Below are 20,599 nucleotides of genomic sequence, written 5' to 3'. Positions count from 1 at the left end.
CGCGATTGCGGACGGTGACCCGGGGGATGCAGTGATCCGGTGACCAAGGGTGACGGCGGGTTGCTCCAGCTGTTTCGCCCAGGCACGCAGCCGCCTGCTGGTTCGCCCCGCCTCCCGCACGCGCCACCCCCGGATCTGGCGGTCGGCGCGGTGTGGTGCGGTGCGGCGGGGCTGCGCGCGGCGCGGGTTGGCGGGGCTGCGCGGGTTTGGCCGGGCGCTGGGCGGGTGGGCCGGGCGCCGGGCGGGTGGCGCGGGTTGGGTCGGCAGCTGGGCGGCCCGGCGGCGGTGGGTGGGGTCAGCGTGTGGGGGCGCCGACGACGAAGGCGCGCCAGGCCGACGGCGGAAAGGTCAGCACCGGGCCGTGCCGGTCCTTGCTGTCCCGGACCGCGACCGCACCGTCCACGGTGGCCACCTCGACACAGTTGCCGTTGCCCACACTGCGGGTGCTGGTGCGCCACTCCGCCCGGGACAGGTCGAGCGCGGTCATCGCGATCCCTCCGTCGATACCGACAGTGACCGCGATGCAGCGGTCACATAAAGTAACGAGAAGCTTCCTTCAGGCGGATCAAAGACGCCGCTGGATCGAGTGCCAGACTGCACAGCCTCTCGTGCACAAGGCTATACGAGCGCACCTGCGCGACCTCCTCCAGTGCCAGGCCCGTGGAGAGATTTTCCAGGTAGACAACGGCCGCGTCGGCCGCGTCGGCGAACGTGAGGAGCACGTACGGCGAGTTCATCGCCGGATGTCCGCCGGCGTCGAAGGGAAGTACCTGAAGGGTTACGTTGGGTAGTTGGGCGAGGGTTTCCAGGTGGGTCATCTGGCCGGCCATGACGGTGTGATCGCTGACAGGGCGTAGCAGTACCGCCTCGTTCAACACCACCGACAGCTCCACCGGATCGTCGCCGCGTAGCACGTCCTGCCGGCGTAGCCGGGCGGCCACCTTGCGATCGAGGTCCTCCTCGCCGGCGGTCAGCCGGTACACCTCGCGGGCGTACGCCTCGGTCTGCAACAAGCCGGGCACCGCCTCGGCCTCGTACGTGCGCAGGGTGGCGGCCTCGGCTTCCAGTCCGACGTAGAACTCGAACCATTCCGGGAGCACGTCGCTGTAGTGCTGCCACCAGCCGCGCTGCTGGGCACCCCGGGCGATCTCGATGAGCGCCTCGGCGTCGCTGCCGGTGACCTGGTACAGCGCGAGCGCGGCCCGGACATCGCGCGGCTTGATGCCGATCTGCGCGTTCTCGATGCGCGACAGGTTGCTCTTGGACATGTCCAGTTGCCGGGCGGCGACGTCCAGGGTCATGCCGGCGCGTTCCCGCAACTGGCGCAGTTCCCGGGCGATACGGCGGCGTCGAACGGTGGGGCTCGCGGTCACCCTCCGAGTCTGTCACGGGAAAAGGCGCAGGTCGCTTCACCACGGAGTGCAACTGGCGAAAACGGGAGTTGCGTTGCAGTTGCGCTCGGTGCATCCTTTCCCGGTTAGCGATCACTGTGGACGGCCGGCTCGGGAGGACGTGTGCTCACCGCCGACGAGTTCTTTCTGATCGCGCACAACGACACCCGGGGCAAGGCGAAGCTGCACCCGGCGGCGACCAGTCTCGGGCTGGCCGGGGGGCTTCTCGGCGAACTGACCCTCTATGGACACATCACCGTCTCCGGGGGGCAGGTCGCGGTGATCGACCGCCGGCCACCGGCCGACGCGTTGGCCCACACGGTGCTGGACCAGCTGGTCGGCGAGGCGCAGCACCAGTCGGTGCGCACCTGGCTCAGCTTTCTCGCCCAGACCTCGGTGACCGCGGTGGGGGAGCGGCTGTCCCGGGCCGGCGTGCTGCGCCGGCAGGAGAGTCGCCGACTGCTGCGGACCACCGTCACCTACCAGCCGATCGATCTCAACGTCGTGGCCTGGCCGGCCACCCGGCTGCGGGCGCTGCTGGAGCGGGCCGAGCCGCCCAGCGTTCCCGACGCGACGCTGCTCGGGCTGGTCGCCGCCGCCGGCCTGACCCGGGAGGTGCTGTGGAGCGCGGGTCCGCGCGCACACCACCGACTCAACCTGATCATCCCGGCCCTGCCGGACCCGCTGAAGGAACTCGTGGCGCACACCGAGGCAGCCGTTGGTGCGGCGGTGCTGCGCGGCGCCCCCTGACCCGGTACACCCCCTTCCCCTCAGACCGGAGCGGTACATGTCCTCGACAGCGACAACCGAACGACCGAGCAACGTCTCCGAGGCGCTGGCCCGTGGCCGGCTCGGCGTTCCCTCAGTGATCTTCTTCGTCCTCTCCGCGGCGGCGCCGCTGACCGTGGTCGCCGGCGTGGTCACCACCGGCTACGGGGTCATCGGCGTGCTCGGCATTCCGCTGGCCTTCCTGGCGGTGGCCGTGGTGCTCGCCGTCTTCTCCGTCGGCTACGTGGCGATGGCCCGGCGGATGGCCAACGCCGGCGCCTTCTACGCGTACGTGGCCCGGGGGCTCGGACGTCCGGCCGGTGTGGGCACCGCCTGGGTGGCGCTGATCGCCTACAACGCCCTCCAGGTCGGGCTCTACGGAACCATCGGCGCGGCGGCGGCACCGGTGCTGGACCGGCTGTTCGGGATCACGCCACAGTGGTGGATCGTGGCGCTGGTGGCGTGGGCGCTGGTGGCGATGCTCGGCCTGCTCCGGGTGGACATCAACGGCATGGTGCTGGCGGCGCTGCTCTGCGCCGAGATCGCCATCATCGTGGTGTTCGATCTCGGCCAGCTGGGCAACCCGGCCGGCGGCAGCGTGAGCTTCGCCGCGTTCTCGCCGGAGAACTTCTTCGTGCCCGGGCTCGGCGCGGTGCTGGTGCTGGCGATCCTCGGTTTCGTCGGCTTCGAGGCGGCGGTGGTCTTCAGCGAGGAGAGCAAGGACCCGAAGCGTACGGTGCCGATGGCCACCTACCTGTCCGTGGCGATCATCGCGGTGGTCTACGCGCTCTCCTCGTGGAGCATGACGGTGGCGGTCGGGCCGGACCGGATCGTCGAGGAGGCGGGCACCCAGAGCGTCGAGCTGATCTTCAACCTGGCCGGGGCGCACCTGGGCGACACCGTTCTGACCATCGGGCAGGCACTCTTCCTGACCTCGGTGCTGGCCGCCATGATCTCGTTCCACAACACCACCGCGCGCTACGCCTTCGCGTTGGGTCGGGAGCGGGTGCTGCCGGCGGTGTTCGGGCGGACCTCGCCGACCACCGGCGCACCCCGGGCCGCCTCGCTCGCGCAGAGCGTGCTGGGCCTGCTGGTGATCATCCTGTACGCGGTCAACGGATGGGACCCGGTCCTGCAGCTGTTCTTCTGGCTGGGCACCAGCGGCGGCTTCGGCGTGCTGCTGCTGATCGCGACCACCGCGGTCGCGATCATCGCGTACTTCGCCCGCAGTGGTGAGCAGGAGACGCTGTGGCGGCGGCTGGTCGCGCCCGGCCTCGCCGCGATCGCCCTCGTCGCGATCATCGTGCTGGCGGTGCAGAACTTCGCCAACCTGCTCGGCGTCGAGCCGGATTCCCCGCTGCGCTGGGCGATCCCGCTGGCCTACCCGGTGGCGGCGCTGCTGGGCGGACTGTGGGGCCTGTCGCTGCGGCGGCGGCGTCCCGACACGTACGCCCGGATCGGCCTGGGCGCGGAGAGCGCGGCGGCCGTGGTGGTTCCCCCGTCGGCCACCGAGCCGGTGCCCAGGGCGGAGCTGCGGCGATGAGCGGGCCGGAGATCGGGCGGCTCGGCGCGGACGACACCCGCTGGGTCGCGGCCCGGATAGCCGAGGCGTTCATGGTGCTGGACCAGCCCCGCTGGCTGGTGCCGGACGAGGCCAAGCGGGAGTCGGTGCTGGCCGGGAACTTCGAGATCATCGTCGAGCACGCCACCCGGCACGGACTGGTGTTCGGCACCGGGGACCGCGCCGGGGTGGCCGTCTGGTTGCCGTCGGTCGGCGAACCACTGCCGCCGCCGGAGGACTACGACGCCCGGCTGGCCCTGGCGTGCGGGGAGTGGACCCCGAACTTCGTGCACCTGGACGAGCTGTTCGCGGCGAACCATCCACACGCCGATCATCATCATCTGGCGCTGCTCGCGGTGCGTCCGGACCGCCAGGGCCAGGGCGTCGGCACGGCACTGCTGCGCCACCATCACACCTGGCTGGATGCCAACGGCATGCCGGCGTACCTGGAGGCCAGCAGCGAGACCAGCCGCGACCTGTACGCGCGGCACGGCTACCGGGTCGCCGAGCCGTTCCGGCTACCCGACGGCACGCCGTTCTGGCCGATGTGGCGGGAGCCCGTGGCCGGCTGAGGTGGCGCGAAGACGATGGTGGCCGGGTCCGACGGACCCGGCCACCATCGCCACCCCCTCCTAGTACGTGCCGTCGAGCTGCCCCCGCAGCTTCGTCAGGGCCCGGGCCAGCAGCCGGGACACGTGCATCTGCGACACGCCGATCTGCTCCGCGATCTGCGACTGCGTCAGGTTGCCGTAGAACCGCAGCGTCAGGATCTTCTGCTCGCGCTCGTCGAGCGTGGCCAGCGCCGGGCCCAGCGCCACCCGCAGCTCGGCCAGCTCGAACTCGCTGTCCTCACCGCCGAGCATGTCGCCCAGCTCGGTCGCGCGATCGCCGTCACCGGTCGGGGTGGACAGCGACACCGCGTTGTACGCGCGGGCGCCCTCCAGGCCCTCCAGCACCTCTTCCTCGGTGAGCTTGAGGTGGGCGGCGATGTCGGCCACGGTCGGGGAGCGGCCCAGGGACTGCAGCAGGGAGCTGTTGGCGTCCGAGATGGCCAGCCGCAGCTCCTGCAGCCGGCGGGGCACCCGGATGTCCCACGTCCGGTCGCGGAAGTGCCGCTTCAGCTCGCCGATGATGGTGGGGATCGCGTATCCGGCGAAGTCCACCCCGCGGGAGGGGTCGAACTTGTCGATGGCCTTGATGAGGCCGACGGCGGCGGTCTGCGCGAGATCGTCGGTGGGCTCGCCGCGCCCGCTGTAGCGGTGGGCGAGGTGGTTGGCCAGCGGCAACCAGGCCTCGATCGCCCGGTCGCGAAGCGCGGCTCGGGACGGGTGCCCGGCCGGCAGCGCGGCCATGGCGTTCAGCAGCTCGGCGGCGCTGTCGGTGAGCGCCCGCGGGTCGAGCTTCGGGGCCGGGGTCGCCGGGGTGGTCGCCGATTCGGTGATCGTTGACGCGGTCATGGTGGTCCTCCCTGCACCTCGTCCGCGGATATAGACGTGACGCTTTGGTTGGTTCTGCTAGTACGTTCGGGAGTCACCTTAGCCCGATCGTCTCCTGGAAATCTAGCCGAACGGACGATGTACTTAAGTGATTTCAAGGCATGAAAGCCGCGAAATCCCCCACACCGGTGCGTCGACGAGGGTTTAACGACCGTGATTCGGCGGCCAGATCGACCGATCGGGCCACTCGCGGATGCCCGGGCGACCCTCGTGGCCGGGCCGGACGAGGACGTCGGGGTGTCGAACGGACGATGCCGGCCGAGATCGCAAGCGGAGTGTCATCAATCCGTCGTTGTCCCGTGAACGGGACCGGGCTTAGCGTCGCGGGGTACATCCCTGATCCGGAGGTGCCGTGCTCGATCCTGCCGTTCCCCACCTCGTCGTGAACAGCCGGACGCTGTACTTCAGTTGGCTGCCGGCGGACCCGGACGCGGTGGCGGCGCTGGTCCCCGCGGGGCTGCGGCCCCACCCGGACCGTGAGGTCTTCATGAACCAGTACGTGGTGGACGACGAGAGCCAGACCTCGGGCTTCGGTTCCTACTCGCTCACCTATCTCGGCGTCACGCTCGTCGGGATGGACGCCCCGGACGGGGTGACCCCGGGTGGTTGGTGGACCCACTACGTCACCTCGAGCGAGCGGGTGCGCCACTACGCCCTGGCCCGGGGTGCCCCGGCCGTACCCGGTCGCACCACCATCACCGAGCAGGGCGACACGATCGCCACCGGGACGGACATCGAGGGCGTGCCGGTGATCCGAGCCCAGGTTCGCGTCGGTGACACCGGACACGCCATGCACAACGGCCACCACCGCTACCTGACCGAGTTGCACGGTCAACTGGTCAGCAGCATCTATCCGGTGATCGCCGAACCGTCCACCGCGTTCGAGATCGAATCGGTCGAGTTTCTCGATCCGGACCACCCGGTGTACGCGTTGCGCCCGGAGAACCCGCTCACCATCGCCTGGGGCTACTACTCGCCGCGCTCCTCGTTCGCGTACCCGGGTGGGCTCACGGTCCTCGGCGAGATGACGCCGGGCTACCAGGTGCCCGACCGGCGGGCCCGCAGCGGCCTGCCGTCGGGGTCGTAGACCAGGCGGTACGCGGGCAGCGCCCAGGCCCGGGTCCACCAGGGCAGGCGCCGAGCCCGGTGCGGTCGTAGCCGGCCGGGTGGGCGTGGTCCCACCTGGCCGCCGTCGTACCAGTGCTGCAACGCCTCGGCGGCGGCGGTGATCGCGGCGACCGCGTCGTCCGGGTCGAGCAGGTCGGCGTCGTCGCCGCCGGCCGGATCGCGGTCCAGGTGCTCGCGGAGCAGGCGTAGCCGCAACTCCCGGGCGAACAACCGGGCCCCGTCACCCTGACCCGCCGGATCGTGCGGGGAGCGCTCGTCCGCGGTGTCGTCCAGCACCGCGCAGGACAGTTCGCTGTCGTGCGTCCAGGACCGCCGGTTGAAGTTGTCGCTGCCGGCGCAGGCCCACACGTCGTCCACCACGCACACCTTGGCGTGCACGTAGACCGGGGTGCCGGCGTGGTTCTCCACGTCGAAGACGTGCACCCGTCCCGCCGCGGCCCGCTCGCACAGGGCCAGCGCCTGCTCTCGACCGACCGTGTTCGGTGGCAGGGCCAGCCGCCCGTCCACGTCGGGATGGCGTGGCACCACCGCGACCAGGTGCAGCTCGGGATTGTCGCGCAACGCCGCGGCGAAGAGCTCGGCCACCTCGGCGGACCAGAGGTACTGGTCCTCCAGGTAGATCAGCCGACGGGCGCGGCGTACCGCCTTGGTGTAGCCGCGAGCCACCGTGCGTTCGCCGTCCGGGGCGAACGCGTACCGGGGCCGGACCGCCGGATAGGTGCGCAGCACCTGGACGTGGTGCGGCCCGCAGGGCGGCGGATCGGCGGGTTGGTCCGGCAGCGGCCCCGCGGTGAGGTCCGCACCGCGGAGCCGGTCGCGCAGATAGGCGAGGGGATTCTCCGAGTCCAGCGGCATCGGGTCGGTCCACCGCTCGCGGAACGTGGTGTCCAGCGCGCCCACCACCGGTCCGCGCAGCGCCAGCTGCACGTCGTGCCAGGGCGGGCGGTCACCGTACGCGGCGGCCATCCGTACCGCCTGCGGGTCACCGTGGTGCGCGTCGTCGTCGCGTCGGCTGTGGCACAGGTCGATGCCACCGACGAAGGCGATGTCCTGCTCGGGGGCGGCCGGGCGGCGCAGCACCACCAGCTTCTGGTGGTGCGATCCACCGCGCCGGACCCGCTGGTCGAGCAGCACCTCGCCGCCGGCGGCCGATATCGCCTCGCTGAGATTGCGGTTCTCCTGGTGGCTGTAGGACAGCACGTCGAGGTGCGACCGCCAGATCAGTCCCTTGACCACCACGCCGCGCTGGGCGGCCCGGGCGAACAACTGGGAGATCGTCGGCCCGTCCGGGCGGAGCCGCTCGTCCGGATCACCCCGCCAGTCGGCGAAGAAGAGGTGGTCGCCGGCGCCCAGCCCGTCGACCTCGGTGACCAGCCGGTCGAAGTACGCGGCACCGTGAATCAGCGGCTCGGCGAGGTTTCCACTGGTCCAGACGGGTAACTCAGAGACCGGGTTGGCGCGTTCCGGTGCGGTGAGGAACCAGTCCTGTAGCGGCACGCTCCCGCCCTCAGAGAGGTCGTTCACGTCCTCACCATACGAACCCGTGGTCGGGCTCGCACGCTGGTGGGCTGCTGGCTGTTGGCGACCGACCCGCACCCCGAGCAGGGAGGAGCCGAAGCATGTCCGGCGAGCCGACGAACTCCGCGACCGAGCACCGCGAGCAGGCGGTGGAGGGCGAGCGGGGGGCGCTGTTGACCGTACTGGTGATGGTCCTGCTCGGCCTGGCCGGCATCTTCGCCGTCTCCTGAGCCGGCCGGGCGGCCCCGACACCGGAGCCGCCCTGCGTCCGACGGTCGCTCAGGGGCGCTCGCCCTGCCCCTCGGTGTGTGGCAGCCGCTTGGCCGGGACGACGCCGAGCCGACCGGCCTGGAAGTCCTCGAACGCCTGGATCAGCTCGTCGCGGGTGTTCATCACGAACGGCCCGTAGTGCGCCACCGGCTCCCGGATGGGCTGCCCGCCCATGATGTAGAGGTCGAAGGTCTGGTTGCGGCTGTCCTGGCGGGCGTTCGCCTTGAACCGCAACGCGTCACCCGGCCCGTGCACGGCCAGTTGTCCGGTGCGGACGCCACGTCCGTTGGCGCCGACCGTGCCGCGCCCGCCGAGCACGTAGACCAGGGCATTGAAGTCCGGCCGCCAGGGCAGATCCACCTGTGCCCCCGGCTCCACCGTCACGTGGGTGACGGTGATCGGGGTGTACGTGGAGCCGGGCCCCCGGTGGCCGGCGATCTCACCGGCGATCACCCGGATCAGCGCCCCGCCGTCGGGGGTGGTCAGCAACGCGGCCTGGTTGCCCCGGATGTCCTGGTACTTCGGTGGGCTCATCTTGGCCGCCCGGGGCAGGTTGACCCACAGCTGGGTGCCGTGGAACAGCCCACCGCTGACCACCAGGTGCTCCGGCGGGGCCTCGATGTGCAGCAGGCCGCTGCCGGCGGTCATCCACTGGGTGTCGCCGTTGGTGATCGTGCCGCCGCCACCGTGGCTGTCCTGGTGGTCGAAGATGCCGTCGATGATGTAGGTGACGGTCTCGAAGCCACGGTGCGGGTGCCAGGAGGTGCCCTTCGGCTCGCCGGGCGCGTAGTCCACCTCGCCCATCTGGTCGAGCATGATGAAGGGGTCCAGCTCGCTCATCGGCACCCCGGCGAAGGCCTTGCGCACCGGGAAACCCTCGCCCTCGAAGCCGCTGGGCGCGGTGGTGAGCCGGCGGACCGGCCGGAAGGCGGTGGACTCGTCGAGCCGGGGCAGCCGGGGCAGGACGAGGACGTTGTCGACGGTGATGGCGGGCATCGGGGCTCCTTCAGTTGTCGCCGGGGGTGGTGGCGAGGGTGGCGTCGCTGCCGTCGGCCGGGCGCAGTCGTCGGCCGAGTCGGGTGAAGATCCTGGTCAGGGCGGCGACCTCGGTGTCGTCGAGGTCGTCCATCAGGTGGGTACGCACGGAGCGCAGGTGGTGCGGCGCGGCCTCCCGCAGCGCCAGCAGCCCGGCGGCGGTCAGCACCGCCTCGCTGCCCCGCCCGTCCCGCGGACAGGGCTGGCGGGCCACCAGACCCCGTCGTTGCATGGAGGAGACCTGATAGGTCAGCCGGCTGGGTGAGAAGACCAGACGGTCGGCCAGCTCGCCCATCCGCAGTCGGTGGCCGGGAACCTCGGAGAGCAGCACCAGCACGTGGTAGTCGGCGAAGCTGAGCCCGCTGGCGGCACGCAGGTCGTCCTCAAGTCGGGTGAACAGCCGCTGGCTGGCCTCGATGTAGGTCCGCCAGGCGGTCAGGCGGTCGCGGTCCAGGCTCTCGGTCACGCCGCCAAGGTAGCACTTATTCAAAATTTGAACAAGGAGTCGCCCTCTTGGTAGCTGCGGTGCAGATCGGAGAGCTCAGAGGTGATGGTGAAGCTTTGAAGGAGTGTGCTGGGTGGGCCGCCGGGAGATATCCGGTGCGCGCTCGGCGCGGGTGGTGTGAGACTCTGCCGCCGTGGAACTGACCGCTCCCGGCCTGCTGCTGCGTCCCTGGCGGGATGCGGACGCACCCGCCGTTCTTGATGCCTGGCGAGATCCGGCGATCGCGCAGTGGAACCCGCAGGGCGACCCGCTCGATCTCGACGCCGCGCTGCGCTGGCTGCGGTGGCGGGCCGACTGGTCGGGCGGGGGTCACGTGTCGCTGGCGGCGGCCGATCCGGCAGACCCGGAAATCCTGCTCGGTTCGGTGTCGCTGCACCGCATCCACGCCGGCGACGCCTCGATCGGTTACTGGACGGTCGCGGCCGCCCGTGGTCGCGGGATTGCCACGGCGGCGGTCGTGCGGCTCAGCGGGTGGGCCTTCGCCGACCTCGGGCTGGAGCGGATCGAGCTGTGCCACGCGGTGGCCAACCCCGCGTCCTGCCGGGTCGCCGAGCGGGCCGGCTTCGCGGCGGAGGGCACCCTGCGGCAGTCGCACCGCTACGGCGACGGGCGCCGCTACGACGAGCACCTGCACGCTCGCCTCGCCACCGACTGACCGGGCGGCCCACCCACAGCGGGACCGCCCGGTCGGTGGTTTCGGACGGAGTCAGCCCGCCGTCTGCGGCGCGCGTCCACCCAGGTTCAGCCGGCCGAGCAGGTGTCGGGCCTGGTCGGCCACGTCGGCCTCCACGGTGACCGCGTACCGGTTGGCCCGCAGTGAACTGGCGGAGGTGAAGTCGCGCTGCCCACCCGTCATCGCGTGTGCGACGGCACCGAAGACGGCGCCCCAGATCGCACCGATGACGAGGCCGGCGAGGATCACCGCCACCCAGTTCCCGACCGTGAAGATGCCGAACAGCAGGCCGATGAACAGACCGAACCAGGCTCCCGTACCCGCGCCGACAAGTGCCGCGCGAGCGGTGGTGAGCCGACCCAGCACGGTCTCCACCAGGGTCAGGTCGGTGCCGACGATGGCGGTGCGTTCCACCGGGAACCGGTTGTCGGCGAGATGGTCCACCACCCGCTGGGCGCTCGGATAGTCCTCGAACGCGCCGATCGTCACGGTCGGTGGGCCGGTCGGTGGCCCGTGGCCGTCGCCACTGGGTGCGGCGGGACGGCCGCCGGGGCCCGACGGGAGGGTGCCGCCGCCGGTCACACCCGGCTGCCAGGCCGAGGGGTTCGACTGTGTGGTCATGGTCTCCTCCTTCGTCACCGGTCGCCTACCCCGCGTCGGCACAGCGGTAACACCCCGGTGGCGTCGGGCTCGCGGGCCCGCCGGACCTGCTGCCCGCAGGGCACAGGGTCGGCCCCCGGCCCCGCCGTACGGGCGGCGGGACCGGGGGCCACGGGACGGGTCGGGCTATCAGGCGCAGGCGGTGCCGTTCAGCGTGTAACCGTTCGGCGCGGCCAGGCTGCTGCCGGTGTAGGTGCCCTGGAGACCGACGCTGAGCGTGCCGCCGCTGGGCAGGCTGCCGTTCCACGGGGCGTTGCGGACCGTGATCTGGTTGCCGGACTGGCTCCACTCGCCGTTCCAGCCGTTGCTCAGCCGTACCCCGGAGGCGACGTTGAACGTCAGGTTCCAGCCGTTCAGCGCCGCGCCACGGTTGGTCACCCGGATCTCGGCGGTGAAGCCACCGGTCCACGTGTTCGGGGTGAACGTCACCGAGCAGCCACCGCCGGGCGGGTTGGTGGTCGGCGGGATCGTGGTCGGCGGGGTGAACGTCGGCGGGGTGGAGGTGGGCGGGGTGCTGGTGGGCGGGGTGGTGGTCGGCGGAGCCGTGGTCGGCACCGGACCGGCGGCGATGGCCAGGTCGTACGCCCGCTGCGGCACGAACTGACCCGCCGCCGCGATGCAGCCGTCCGCCTCGCCGGGCAACTTCACCCAGAGGAACGCGTCGATCGCGGAGTCGCCGGTGTTGGTGGTGCTCGGGGTGCCGATCGCCCGCCCCGGCGGGTCGCACCACTCGGAGCCGGCCGGACCGTTGCCGTTGCGGCTGGTGTCGACGACCGCCTTCAGCCGGGAGTTGCCGGTGGCCGCGATGATCTGCTTGGCGTACGACACCTCGTCGGACGTACGGCGGTAGTTCGACACGTTCACCGAGATGCCGTCGGCGCTGTTGGAGACGTCGGCGGCGTTCAGCCGGGCGGCGGCCTCACCGGCGGAGAGCCAGCCACCGTGGCCGATGTCGAAGTAGACCTTGGCCGCGGACGAGCCCCGCTTGAGCGCCTTGCCGGCGTACGCCATCGAGGCCCGCACCTCGGCCTGCTGGCTCTCGTTCATGCAGCTGCTCATGATGGGGAGCACGTCGGGCTCCAGGATGATGCTGGCCGGACGCCCGCCGAGGCCGGCGGCGACCTGGTCCACCCACTGCCGGTAGGCGCTGTGGTTGGGAGCCCCACCCGCGCTGTGGTTGCTGCAGTCGCGGTTGGGGATGTTGTAGACCACCAGGATCGGGATCTTGCCGGCGGCGGCCGCGGCGCCGACGAAGGAGTCCACCTCGGCGCGTACGGTCGAGGTGTTGGTGGTGGTGTACCAGCGGGGTTGCGGCACGCTGGCGATCCGGTCCCGGATCACGGCGGCTTTCGAGTCGTTCGGGTTGGCCGCCACCCAGCGGGCGGCGCTGGTCTGCGGGTCGACGTAGAAGGCGGAGTCGGCGGCCGCGGCGGGCGCGGGGCGCAGCGCGCCCACGCCGACGCTACCGGCCACGGTCAGTGCCGTCGCCACGACGCCGACCAGAGCGAACGTGCTACGGGTTCTCATGGTCTGCTCCTCGTACCCATCGAAGAAAGTGCGTGGAAGCGCTCCCACATGTCCGACAAGGTACGGGCTTATTGCCGGCCTGTGAAGAGTTTCCGGAACAAGTCGACCGACTACCGTCCCGGCGGGCGTCGAGCCACCACGGACGACCGTCCTACGATCACGGGATGCGTGGCGAACCGTCGGGAGTGGTGGTGATCGGTGCCGGCATCGCCGGTGTGGCCTGCGCCCGGGAACTGCGCGACGCCGGGGTACCGGTGCAGATCCGGGAACGGGGACGGGTGGCCGGCGGTCGGATGGCCAGCCGGCGCTTCGACGGCCGCCCCGCCGACCTCGGTGCCGCCTACTTCACCGTGAGCGACCCCGAGTTCGCCGAGGTGGTACGCGGCTGGCAGGCGGCCGGCCTGGCCCGCGAGTGGACCGACACCTTCGTGGCGTACGACGCCGGTGGCCGTCGCGCGGCGCCCGGACCGGTGCGCTGGTCGGCGCCGCGTGGGCTGCGCTCACTCGTGGAACATCTCGCCCGGGACCTGCCCGTGGTGGTGAACCGGCTGGTGCTGAGTGTCGAACCGGGACCGACGGTGGACGGCGAGGACTGCGCGGCGGTGGTGCTGGCGATGCCCGGGCCGCAGGCCGCGCTGCTGCTCGACCCGGCACTCGTCCCGGCCACCGACGCCGTGGGACGACAGCGGTGGTCGCCGACGCTGGCGGCGATGCTGCGTTTTCCGTGCCGGCGGTGGACCGACTTCGGTGGCGCCTTCGTCAACGACCATCCACTGCTCAGCCTGGTCTGCGACGACGGCGACCGGCGCGGTGACGGCGCCGCGGTCCTGGTCGCGCACACCACCGACGGGTTCGCCGCCGGACACCTGGCCCAGCCCACCGCGGCCGCGCCGCAGATCGAGGCGGCCGTACGCGACCTGCTCGCCCTGCCCGACCGGGCGGAGTTCGTGCACGTGCACCGGTGGACGTACGCCAAGCCGGCCGACGGCGGTGGCCCGGACACCGGCTTCCACCTCGACGACGACGGCGTCGGGCTGGCCGGGGACGCGTTCGGCAGACCCCGGGTGCAGACCGCCTGGCGCTCCGGCCGCGACCTCGGCCGCGCCCTGGCCCGCCGACTGGCCTGACGCCCCGGCTGCCCGCGTCGTCCGGCGGGCGGCTCAGGCGGCGACGGCGGGGGAACGCTCCGGCGGGGACGCCGTCGCGGTGCGCTCGCCCGACGCGTCGAGCATCCGCATGACCGGCGTCGCCGCGACCCCGTGCACCACCACCGAGACGATCACCACCAGGGCGACGGTGGCCCAGACCAGCTCCGCCTGAGGAAAGTCCGCCTTGGTGGTGGCGTACGCCAGGTAGTAGAACGAGCCGATGCCCCGGATGCCGAAGGCCGCGATCACCAGGTGCTCCGCGGGCCGACCGGGAGCGCCGCGCAGCGCCAGCCAACCGACGAGCGGTCGGACCACGAACACCAGGGCCAGACCGACAAGGGCGGCGGGCCAGGTCAGACCGGCCAGCAGCCCGCTGATCACCGCGCCGCCCAGCAGCAGCAGCATCAGCACCGTGAGCAGCCGTTCCACCTGCTCGGCGAAGTCGTGCAGCACCGCGTGGTACTTGTGGTTGCGCTCCGCCGCCCGGATCGCGCGGGCGGCCACGAAGACCGCCAGGAAGCCGTAGCCGCCGGCCACCTCCGCCAGCCCGTACGCCAGGAAGGTGGCGGCCAGCGCCAGGAACCCCTCCGCGTGCCGGGCCAGCCGCAGCTCGCTGGGTGCCCGGAAGAAGAGTTTGCCGAGCAGCCACCCGATCAGGAGCCCACCGGCCAGCCCGACCGCGAGCTTGTAGAGCACGTCGAGCGTGATCCAGCGGACCAGCCAGTCACCGGGGGCGAGACCGGCGCCCGCGATCGCGATCGCCGCGTAGACGAACGGGAAGGCCAGACCGTCGTTCAGCCCGGCCTCCGAGGTGAGCGCGAACCGAACCTCGTCCTCGGCATCCTCATCAGCGTTGGGCTCGCCGACCTGGACGTCACTGGCGAGCACCGGATCGGTGGGCGCCAGCGCCGCGGCGAGCAGCAACGCGCTGGCCGGCACCAGACCCGCCCACCACCAGCCGAGCAGGGCGACGGCGGCAATGCACAGCGGCATGGCCACGGCCAGCAGCCGCCACGTCGACGACCAACGCGCCCAGCTCAACGGTCGGTCGATCTTCAGACCGGCACCCATCAGCGCGACGATCACGCAGATCTCGGTGAGATGGGTGGCGATATCCCGATGCGTGAGCGGATCCGGCACGGGCAGACCGGTGGGCAGCAGGTAGATCAGCATCCCGAGGCCGAGGAACGCCAGCGGCATGGACAGCGGACGCCGCTCCAGCAGCCGTGGCAGGATGCCGGCGAGCAGGGCCGCCACACCGAGCACCGCGAACGCAACGTCGATCGTCTCCACCGGACCGCCTCTCGCCACGCCCGCGGCACGCGGACAGGTGGCGCACAACGTGCCCCGGCTGACGTTCCGGTAATCCGGAATTCCGCCCCGGGGCTGACGTCCTCCCTCGGTCCGGCGCCTCAGGCGGGTGGCAGCAGGATCTCGAACCAGACCGTCGAGCCGCGGACGGTCGGGTCGGTGCCCCAGGCGTCGCTCAGCTCCTCGATCAGGCCCAGCCCGCGCCCCCGGCTGCTCAGGGTCTCCGTGCGGGCCCGGGTCACCGTGCCCCGGGAGCCGGAGTCGGCCACCGAGACGAGCAGCCGCTCGGGGCTGAGGTCGACCTCGACCCGGGCTGCCGTGCCGGCGTGCAGCAGCGCGTTTGTGGTCAGCTCGCTGGTGCACAGCACCGCCGCGCCGATCACCGACTCCGCGACCTCCCACTCGGTCAGCTGGGCGGTCATCCAGTGCCGCACCCGGCTCGGTGCGGTCGGCTCGGCGGGCACCTCCATCCGCGCCGACCGGCTCGGCCGCACCGCGTACTCGACGGCGAGCACGGCCACGTCGTCCTCGGTCGTGCCGGGCACGGCCGCGGAGGCCACCGCGCACAACGCCCTCGGGTCGCCACTGGGCGCACCGGCCACCGACTCCGCCAGCCGGGTCAGGCCGTCCGACAGGCCGTGCCGGCGTCGCTCCACCACACCGTCGCTGAACAGCAGCAGCGTGTCACCGGGAACGAACGCGACGGTACGCGTCGCCGCCCGGTAACCGACCCCCAACGGCGCACCCGAGGGCACGTCGACGTACTCGGCCCGCGGCTCACCGGTCGGCGCACAGCGACGCACCAGTGGCGCGGGATGACCGGCGCTGGCCAGGGTCAGCTCCTTCCGGTCGACGTCGATGACGCCGAACGTCACGGTGACGAACAGCTCGTACGTGCCGGCCTCGGCACCCAGGCTGCCCACCAGCCGATCGAGCCCGGCGAGCACGTGGTCCGGGCGCGGATCGTTGAGGGCCAGCGCCCGCAGCGCGGCACGCACCTGCCCCATCCGGGCGGCGGCCTGCACGTCGTGGCCGGCGACGTCGCCGAGGACCACCCCCAGGTCGCCGGTGGGCAGCACGAACGCGTCGTAGAAGTCACCGCCGGCGGCGTTGCCGTCGACCCCCGGGTCGTAGCGCGCGGCGATCCGTAGCTGGGGCAGCACCGGCAGGTGCTCCGGCAGCATGCTCCGTTGCAGCAGTTGGGCGGTGCCGTGCTGGGTCTCGAAGCGGCGGGCCCGCTCGGTGGCCTGCCCGACCAGCTCGGCCGAGGCCGCCAGCAGCGCCCGCTCCGCGGCCGACCACGGATGCGGCGAGCGGTAGCCGACGGTCAGCGCTCCCCGAACCACCGACGCCCGCAGCGGCACGGCCGCCAGGGCGCGGATCTTCTGGTCGTGCCGGTCGGCCGCGATCTCGTGCAGCGGCTGGCCGTCGTCGACGAAGCTGGCCTGGCCGGTGCGGGCACTGACCACCACCGGTGCCGACCAGCCAGCGGGACCGCGTCGCCACAGTGGGGGCAACCGTTCGTCCGCCTCGTCCACCAACTCGCCCCGGACCCGCCGGACCATCCGCCACCCGGTGGCGCCGCCCCCGTCGTCCACCGCGAACGACACCCGGTCGGCGTCGAACGAGGTGATCGCGTAACGCAGCGCCACCCGGGCCACGTCGTCCAGGGTGAGCGTGCCGGACAGCGCCGCGGCGAAATCGCTGAGCCCCTGCAACTGCCGGGTCGCCGGGCTGGTCTCGGCGACCACGGCCAGCACGCCGACGACCCGGCCGTGGCTGTCCCGTACGGGCGAGCACGCGCGGGTGTAGACGGGCTGGTCGAGCGCCACGGAGGCGGACTGCAGCGGGAGCGGGATCTCCCGGTCCAGGACGGGCACCCCGGTGCGGTAGGTCTGCTCGACGACGTCACCGACACCGGGGCGCTGCCAGACCTCGGCGAAGACCTCGGCGGGGGGCCGCCCCACGGCGTCCGGATGTCGGTCGCCGATCAGGCCGGCGTACGCGTCGTTGTACAGCAGCAGCAGGTCCGCGCCGAGGTGCAGCGCCATCGGAGCCGGGGAGGCGAGCACCACCTCGACGGTCGCGCGGACGGCGGGATCCCACGACTCGTACGGACCGAGCGCGGTGTCACCCCAGCGGGGGTGGCGGGCGACGGCCGCCGTGCCCGGCACCGCCGTGCCCGGCAGAGGGCCTGATGGCGTGGGTACTCGCCCGACCGTTCCTGGCATGAGCGCAGCCTAGTCCGCCCGCTCGACCCACGTTCCCGATCATCGGCCGGGCGCGCCGGACCGGGACGTCAGAGCAGGTCAGAGCCGTTCCGGTGGGATCTGTCCAGAAAAAACGGGGTGACCGTGGCGGCGTGCCGACCGGGGGAAGGGGTAAGCGCGCCGGGCAAACCATGCGACAGGAGGGACATCATGCCGGAAACCCTCGCGGCCAGGCAGGTCGACATCGGTGACGCCGCGGCCGACATGTGGAGGTCGGTGCTGCTGTTCGTGCCCCGGGCCATCGCGTTCATCGCGATCCTCGTGGTCGGATGGCTCATCGCCAGAGCCGTGCTCAAAATCGTGGACACGGTACTGGAACGGGTGGGGTTCGACCGGTGGGTCGAACGGGGCGGTATCAAGCGTGCGCTGGAGCGGACGCGGTACGACGCCAGTGACATCCTGGCGCGGCTCGCGTACTACGCGGTGCTGCTGTTCACCCTTCAGTTCGCCTTCGGCGTCTGGGGGCCGAACGCGATCAGCGATCTGATCGCGGGCGTGGTGGCCTGGCTGCCCCGGGCGTTCGTCGCGATCGTCATCGTGGTGGTGGCCGCCGCGATCGCCAACGCGGTGCGGGACCTCGTCACCGGGGCGCTCGGCGGGCTGTCGTACGGCCGGTTCCTGGCCGACGTGACGGCGATCTTCATCCTCGCCCTGGGTGTCATCGCGGCGCTGAACCAGGTGGGTATCGCCACCACCGTGACCCAGCCCGTGCTGATCGCGGTGCTCGCCACGGTGGCCGGCATCCTGATCGTCGGCGTCGGTGGCGGTCTGGTGCGGCCGATGCAGAACCGGTGGGAAGGCTGGCTCACCCGAGCGGCCGAGGAATCACGGGCGATCCGTGAGCAGCGGCAGGGCGCCGAGGCCGGCCGCGGTGACATGCAGCGGCAGATGGCCGACCGGACCGGTGCCGCCCAGCCGGCCTCGCGGGGATCGGAGTCCTCGATGGCCGGCGGCCGGGGTACCTACCAGTCCGGCAACAGCGGCGACGAGACCCAGCAGTTCCGTCCGTGACGGTCGGGTGGTCGCGTCGCCGATCGCGCTGAGACGGGTGCCCGCCGCACGGCGGGCACCCGTCCGCACGTCACAGCGGTGGGGGCTGCGCGGCCGGCGTGTCCAGCGCGGCCGTCAGCGCGCAGACCGCGACCAGGCGCAGCGTGACCCAGTCCACCTCCGCCCAGTCGATCGGGGCGTCGGCCGGCTGCCAACCGTGCTCCTCGGCGGCGGCGCACATGCCGTCGGCGTACCCGGCGAGGGCGGCGGCGGTCAACGGCCGCCGGTCCCCGTGCAGGCTGTCACGCACCGCGGCGGCGTGCTGGTCCACGGCGGCGAGCAACCCCGGTCGGCCGGCGGCTGCGGCGAGTCCGTCGAGACCCACGGCGTTGGCGAGGGCGACCAGACTGGACCGCGCCCAGTCGACGGCGGTGGGGGAGACGACCCGGTTCGACGACACGCGCATGGGGAACGAATGTAGCCAACCGGCGGGGCCGTGACCTCGGCCGCTCGGACGGTCCCGGCGGCACCGGGCGGTGTCCGCAGGATGTCCGAGGGGATCGAGTCGGGCGCGGCGGACGGCGGGAACCGGACGCCACGCCACGACCGGCAGCAAACGGCCCTACTCGCCGGAAGGCGCGTCCGCCGGGCGGCGACGCGCGGCGTCGTCGGCGATGATCACGGTTGCCACCATCAGCGCGACGCAGAGGCTGAACAGCCACGAGCTGTCGTCGACCAGCCTGGCCGAGACGGGTGCCTGCACGGCGGCGAGGAGGAAGCCGAGCCATGCCAGGCGGCGCTGACGGGTGGAGAGGAAGCCGGAGCCCTGATGCATTCCGAAAGTCTTGCGCGCGGCACGGCCGTTGCCGTCAGCCGAACGGCCGATTCTGCCGGAGCTGTCCGAATTCACCGCCCGTTCGGCTGAGGCGGTCGGGCTGCCGGGCCTGGCCCCGCGGGTACGCACCGGAGCACCGCCGGCGCGCCCGGAACGTACCCCGTGGGTGGTGTCAGAGGGTGTCCGGGCCGGTGCGCCCGGTGGTGGACGGGCGGTAGGCGCGGTCCGGGTCGGTGGGCTCACGACCCGTGCCCGGCACCTCGCCGCCCCGGTCGGCCGCCTCGGGACCGTGTCCGAAGGCTGCTTCCTCCCCGGCGTCGTTACCGGTCACGTCGTCGGCCTGCCCGTCGAGGGTGGATCGGGCGACGGCCCGGTCCAGCTCCTCGAGGGGAAGTCGTTCCTCGTTGCGCCACGCCCTGTCGTCGGTCATGCCCATCGCGGTACCCCCGCCCCGTCGTCGCAAACGACACCGGGACCGCGCCTCGGTACGGCAGCGGACCCGGTCGACCAGCGACGGCCGCCGGGCGTACCCGGCGGCCGTCGTGGGTGTCATCGCGGGGATCAGGGCTGCGGACGGTCGACCTGCCCGCGCCACGCACCGGTCTCCTGACCGCGTCGCTCGATGAACGCCTTGAAGCGCTGCAGGTCGCCCTTGGCCCGACGGTCGACCACGCCGAGCTTGTCGCCGGCCTTCTCGATGACCCCGTGCGGGTCGAACTCCAGCTGGAGGGAGACCCGGCTGGTGTTCTCGTCCAGCCGGTGGAAGGTGACCACCCCGGAGTGCTCGGTGCCGCCGGTCGACCGCCACGCCACCCGCTCGTCGGGCAGCTGCTCGGTGATCTCGGCGTCGAACTCCCGCTTGACCCCGGCGATCTCCACGGTCCAGTGGGTCATCGTGTCGGAGAGCTGGCGAATCTCCTGCACACCCTCCATGAACTGCGGGAACTCCTCGAACTGGGTCCACTGGTCGTACGCCGTCCGGACCGGGACGGCCACGTCGACATGCTCCGTTACACCACTCATCAGAATCCTTCCCTGCACTTGGTGAGGCTTGCGGACCGGGCGGTCCACCTACCAGCGCGTCGTCTCGTTGGTGTGGCCGAGCGCCGCCCACACCTCGGACACCGTCTGGTACCGGGTGCTCTCGGGCAGGCGCTCCAACGCGGCCAGTACGTCGTCGGGGGCCTCGTTCTCCCGCGCGTTGGCGAGCAGTGCGGCCCGGTCCCCGGGCAGGGCGTTCATCGTGATGAACCGCCCCAGCCGGCTGCGGGCCTCGACATCCTCGGAGGTCATGCCCTGGGGAGCGCCGCTGCGCAGATCGCCGGCCGGTGCCGTGGTCGGCTCCGGCTGGTCCTCTCCCGCGGGCTCCGGGACGCGGAACTCGTCGACCCGCGAGCCGCCCGTCCCCGGCCCCTGCACGAGGCCGCTGATCTCCTGGCTCATCTGCTCGTCGACCCTCGGTGAGTGCTTGCTGCTGCCGCGATCCATGCCTTCTGCGCTACCCGAGGGGGCG

General features: G+C 72.1%; 23 protein-coding genes. 8 read left to right on the top strand and 15 right to left on the bottom strand.

The window, feature by feature from the left end:
- Positions 1–295: 295 nt before the first annotated feature.
- Positions 296–487, bottom strand: coding sequence for a DUF397 domain-containing protein (locus V5O40_RS08150; RefSeq protein ID WP_332904904.1), 192 nt, complete (start codon positions 485–487; stop codon positions 296–298).
- A 43-nt stretch (positions 488–530) separates the two neighbouring features.
- The gene (locus V5O40_RS08145) at positions 531–1,373 is read right to left on the bottom strand and encodes a helix-turn-helix domain-containing protein (RefSeq protein ID WP_332904903.1); all 843 of its coding nucleotides are present in this window, start codon (positions 1,371–1,373) and stop codon (positions 531–533) included.
- Positions 1,374–1,514: 141 nt separating this feature from the next.
- Between V5O40_RS08145 and V5O40_RS08140 the strand changes: the two genes are divergently transcribed.
- From V5O40_RS08140 to V5O40_RS08130, 3 genes are read left to right on the top strand one after another with little or no spacing between them, the layout of a single operon-like run.
- Positions 1,515–2,141 carry a GOLPH3/VPS74 family protein gene (locus V5O40_RS08140; RefSeq protein ID WP_269738903.1) on the top strand — a complete coding sequence of 209 codons (627 nt, stop codon included), beginning with the start codon at positions 1,515–1,517 and terminating at the stop codon, positions 2,139–2,141.
- Positions 2,142–2,178: 37 nt separating this feature from the next.
- Entirely contained in the window at positions 2,179–3,702 is a 1,524-nt protein-coding gene (locus V5O40_RS08135; protein WP_332904902.1) for an APC family permease, read from the top strand.
- Positions 3,699–4,292: a GNAT family N-acetyltransferase gene (locus V5O40_RS08130; protein ID WP_332904901.1), complete on the top strand. Its 594-nt coding sequence runs from the start codon at positions 3,699–3,701 to the stop codon at positions 4,290–4,292. Before V5O40_RS08135 ends, V5O40_RS08130 begins: the two co-directional genes overlap by 4 nt.
- A 60-nt stretch (positions 4,293–4,352) precedes the next feature.
- On the opposite strand, the gene V5O40_RS08125 is transcribed toward V5O40_RS08130, so the two are convergent.
- Complete coding sequence (locus V5O40_RS08125; protein ID WP_269738900.1) at positions 4,353–5,177, bottom strand: SigB/SigF/SigG family RNA polymerase sigma factor; 825 nt, start codon at positions 5,175–5,177, stop codon at positions 4,353–4,355.
- 391 nt (positions 5,178–5,568) lie between these two features.
- On the opposite strand from V5O40_RS08125, the gene V5O40_RS08120 reads away from it, so the two are divergent.
- Positions 5,569–6,303, top strand: a complete 735-nt coding sequence (locus V5O40_RS08120) for an acetoacetate decarboxylase family protein (protein ID WP_332904900.1) — start codon at positions 5,569–5,571, stop codon at positions 6,301–6,303.
- On the opposite strand, the gene V5O40_RS08115 is transcribed toward V5O40_RS08120, so the two are convergent.
- Positions 6,252–7,841, bottom strand: coding sequence for a phospholipase D family protein (locus V5O40_RS08115; RefSeq protein WP_332904912.1), 1,590 nt, complete (start codon positions 7,839–7,841; stop codon positions 6,252–6,254). The genes V5O40_RS08120 and V5O40_RS08115 overlap by 52 nt on opposite strands.
- A 122-nt stretch (positions 7,842–7,963) precedes the next feature.
- Between V5O40_RS08115 and V5O40_RS08110 the strand changes: the two genes are divergently transcribed.
- Entirely contained in the window at positions 7,964–8,092 is a 129-nt protein-coding gene (locus V5O40_RS08110; RefSeq protein WP_275409349.1) for a hypothetical protein, read from the top strand.
- 49 nt (positions 8,093–8,141) lie between these two features.
- Here V5O40_RS08110 and V5O40_RS08105 read toward each other — a convergent pair whose 3' ends face one another.
- Positions 8,142–9,128: a pirin family protein gene (locus V5O40_RS08105; RefSeq protein ID WP_332904899.1), complete on the bottom strand. Its 987-nt coding sequence runs from the start codon at positions 9,126–9,128 to the stop codon at positions 8,142–8,144.
- Positions 9,129–9,138: 10 nt separating this feature from the next.
- The gene (locus V5O40_RS08100; protein ID WP_332904898.1) at positions 9,139–9,633 is read right to left on the bottom strand and encodes a MarR family winged helix-turn-helix transcriptional regulator; all 495 of its coding nucleotides are present in this window, start codon (positions 9,631–9,633) and stop codon (positions 9,139–9,141) included.
- Between the two features lie 172 nt (positions 9,634–9,805).
- On the opposite strand from V5O40_RS08100, the gene V5O40_RS08095 reads away from it, so the two are divergent.
- Entirely contained in the window at positions 9,806–10,327 is a 522-nt protein-coding gene (locus V5O40_RS08095) for a GNAT family N-acetyltransferase (RefSeq protein ID WP_332904897.1), read from the top strand.
- A 51-nt stretch (positions 10,328–10,378) separates the two neighbouring features.
- On the opposite strand, the gene V5O40_RS08090 is transcribed toward V5O40_RS08095, so the two are convergent.
- Positions 10,379–10,966 carry a general stress protein gene (locus V5O40_RS08090; protein ID WP_332904896.1) on the bottom strand — a complete coding sequence of 196 codons (588 nt, stop codon included), beginning with the start codon at positions 10,964–10,966 and terminating at the stop codon, positions 10,379–10,381.
- A gap of 168 nt (positions 10,967–11,134) precedes the next feature.
- A complete protein-coding gene (locus tag V5O40_RS08085; protein WP_332904895.1) occupies positions 11,135–12,532 on the bottom strand; it encodes a glycoside hydrolase family 6 protein in 1,398 nt (465 codons plus the stop codon).
- Positions 12,533–12,717: 185 nt separating this feature from the next.
- On the opposite strand from V5O40_RS08085, the gene V5O40_RS08080 reads away from it, so the two are divergent.
- Positions 12,718–13,659, top strand: coding sequence for an NAD(P)/FAD-dependent oxidoreductase (locus tag V5O40_RS08080; RefSeq protein WP_332904911.1), 942 nt, complete (start codon positions 12,718–12,720; stop codon positions 13,657–13,659).
- Positions 13,660–13,692: 33 nt separating this feature from the next.
- Here the strand turns inward: V5O40_RS08080 and V5O40_RS08075 are convergent, their stop codons facing one another.
- Positions 13,693–14,973 (bottom strand): cation:proton antiporter, encoded by a 1,281-nt coding sequence (locus tag V5O40_RS08075; protein ID WP_332904894.1) that lies wholly within the window; start codon positions 14,971–14,973, stop codon positions 13,693–13,695.
- 119 nt (positions 14,974–15,092) lie between these two features.
- The gene (locus V5O40_RS08070) at positions 15,093–17,222 is read right to left on the bottom strand and encodes an ATP-binding SpoIIE family protein phosphatase (RefSeq protein WP_332904893.1); all 2,130 of its coding nucleotides are present in this window, start codon (positions 17,220–17,222) and stop codon (positions 15,093–15,095) included.
- A 189-nt stretch (positions 17,223–17,411) separates the two neighbouring features.
- On the opposite strand from V5O40_RS08070, the gene V5O40_RS08065 reads away from it, so the two are divergent.
- Entirely contained in the window at positions 17,412–18,272 is an 861-nt protein-coding gene (locus tag V5O40_RS08065; protein WP_281580555.1) for a mechanosensitive ion channel family protein, read from the top strand.
- Between the two features lie 70 nt (positions 18,273–18,342).
- Here V5O40_RS08065 and V5O40_RS08060 read toward each other — a convergent pair whose 3' ends face one another.
- From V5O40_RS08060 to V5O40_RS08040, 5 genes are all read right to left on the bottom strand, one after another.
- Complete coding sequence (locus tag V5O40_RS08060; RefSeq protein WP_332904892.1) at positions 18,343–18,717, bottom strand: DUF6401 family natural product biosynthesis protein; 375 nt, start codon at positions 18,715–18,717, stop codon at positions 18,343–18,345.
- A gap of 156 nt (positions 18,718–18,873) precedes the next feature.
- Positions 18,874–19,161: a hypothetical protein gene (locus V5O40_RS08055; RefSeq protein ID WP_332904891.1), complete on the bottom strand. Its 288-nt coding sequence runs from the start codon at positions 19,159–19,161 to the stop codon at positions 18,874–18,876.
- A 97-nt stretch (positions 19,162–19,258) separates the two neighbouring features.
- A complete protein-coding gene (locus V5O40_RS08050) occupies positions 19,259–19,516 on the bottom strand; it encodes a hypothetical protein (protein WP_099846597.1) in 258 nt (85 codons plus the stop codon).
- Positions 19,517–19,647: 131 nt separating this feature from the next.
- The gene (locus V5O40_RS08045) at positions 19,648–20,109 is read right to left on the bottom strand and encodes an SRPBCC family protein (RefSeq protein WP_332904890.1); all 462 of its coding nucleotides are present in this window, start codon (positions 20,107–20,109) and stop codon (positions 19,648–19,650) included.
- A gap of 48 nt (positions 20,110–20,157) precedes the next feature.
- Positions 20,158–20,574 carry a DUF2795 domain-containing protein gene (locus tag V5O40_RS08040; protein WP_332904889.1) on the bottom strand — a complete coding sequence of 139 codons (417 nt, stop codon included), beginning with the start codon at positions 20,572–20,574 and terminating at the stop codon, positions 20,158–20,160.
- Positions 20,575–20,599 lie beyond the last annotated feature (25 nt).

The sequence above is a fragment of the Micromonospora palythoicola genome, assembly GCF_036689795.1.
In the GTDB taxonomy this organism is placed as follows: Bacteria; Actinomycetota; Actinomycetes; order Mycobacteriales; family Micromonosporaceae; genus Micromonospora; species Micromonospora palythoicola.
This window is presented reverse-complemented; position numbering and strand designations above follow the sequence as displayed.

Bases quoted from the DNA above. Each gene is read 5' to 3' on its own strand.
- V5O40_RS08150 (WP_332904904.1), bottom strand. From the start codon at position 487: ATGACCGCGCTCGACCTGTCCCGGGCGGAGTGGCGCACCAGCACCCGC.
- V5O40_RS08135 (WP_332904902.1), top strand. From the start codon at position 2,179: ATGTCCTCGACAGCGACAACCGAACGACCGAGCAACGTCTCCGAGGCG.
- V5O40_RS08130 (WP_332904901.1), top strand. From the start codon at position 3,699: ATGAGCGGGCCGGAGATCGGGCGGCTCGGCGCGGACGACACCCGCTGG.
- V5O40_RS08125 (WP_269738900.1), bottom strand. From the start codon at position 5,177: ATGACCGCGTCAACGATCACCGAATCGGCGACCACCCCGGCGACCCCG.
- V5O40_RS08110 (WP_275409349.1), top strand. From the start codon at position 7,964: ATGTCCGGCGAGCCGACGAACTCCGCGACCGAGCACCGCGAGCAGGCG.
- V5O40_RS08105 (WP_332904899.1), bottom strand. From the start codon at position 9,128: ATGCCCGCCATCACCGTCGACAACGTCCTCGTCCTGCCCCGGCTGCCC.
- V5O40_RS08090 (WP_332904896.1), bottom strand. From the start codon at position 10,966: ATGACCACACAGTCGAACCCCTCGGCCTGGCAGCCGGGTGTGACCGGC.
- V5O40_RS08085 (WP_332904895.1), bottom strand. From the start codon at position 12,532: ATGAGAACCCGTAGCACGTTCGCTCTGGTCGGCGTCGTGGCGACGGCA.
- V5O40_RS08070 (WP_332904893.1), bottom strand. From the start codon at position 17,222: ATGCCAGGAACGGTCGGGCGAGTACCCACGCCATCAGGCCCTCTGCCG.
- V5O40_RS08065 (WP_281580555.1), top strand. From the start codon at position 17,412: ATGCCGGAAACCCTCGCGGCCAGGCAGGTCGACATCGGTGACGCCGCG.
- V5O40_RS08060 (WP_332904892.1), bottom strand. From the start codon at position 18,717: ATGCGCGTGTCGTCGAACCGGGTCGTCTCCCCCACCGCCGTCGACTGG.
- V5O40_RS08050 (WP_099846597.1), bottom strand. From the start codon at position 19,516: ATGACCGACGACAGGGCGTGGCGCAACGAGGAACGACTTCCCCTCGAG.
- V5O40_RS08045 (WP_332904890.1), bottom strand. From the start codon at position 20,109: ATGAGTGGTGTAACGGAGCATGTCGACGTGGCCGTCCCGGTCCGGACG.
- V5O40_RS08040 (WP_332904889.1), bottom strand. From the start codon at position 20,574: ATGGATCGCGGCAGCAGCAAGCACTCACCGAGGGTCGACGAGCAGATG.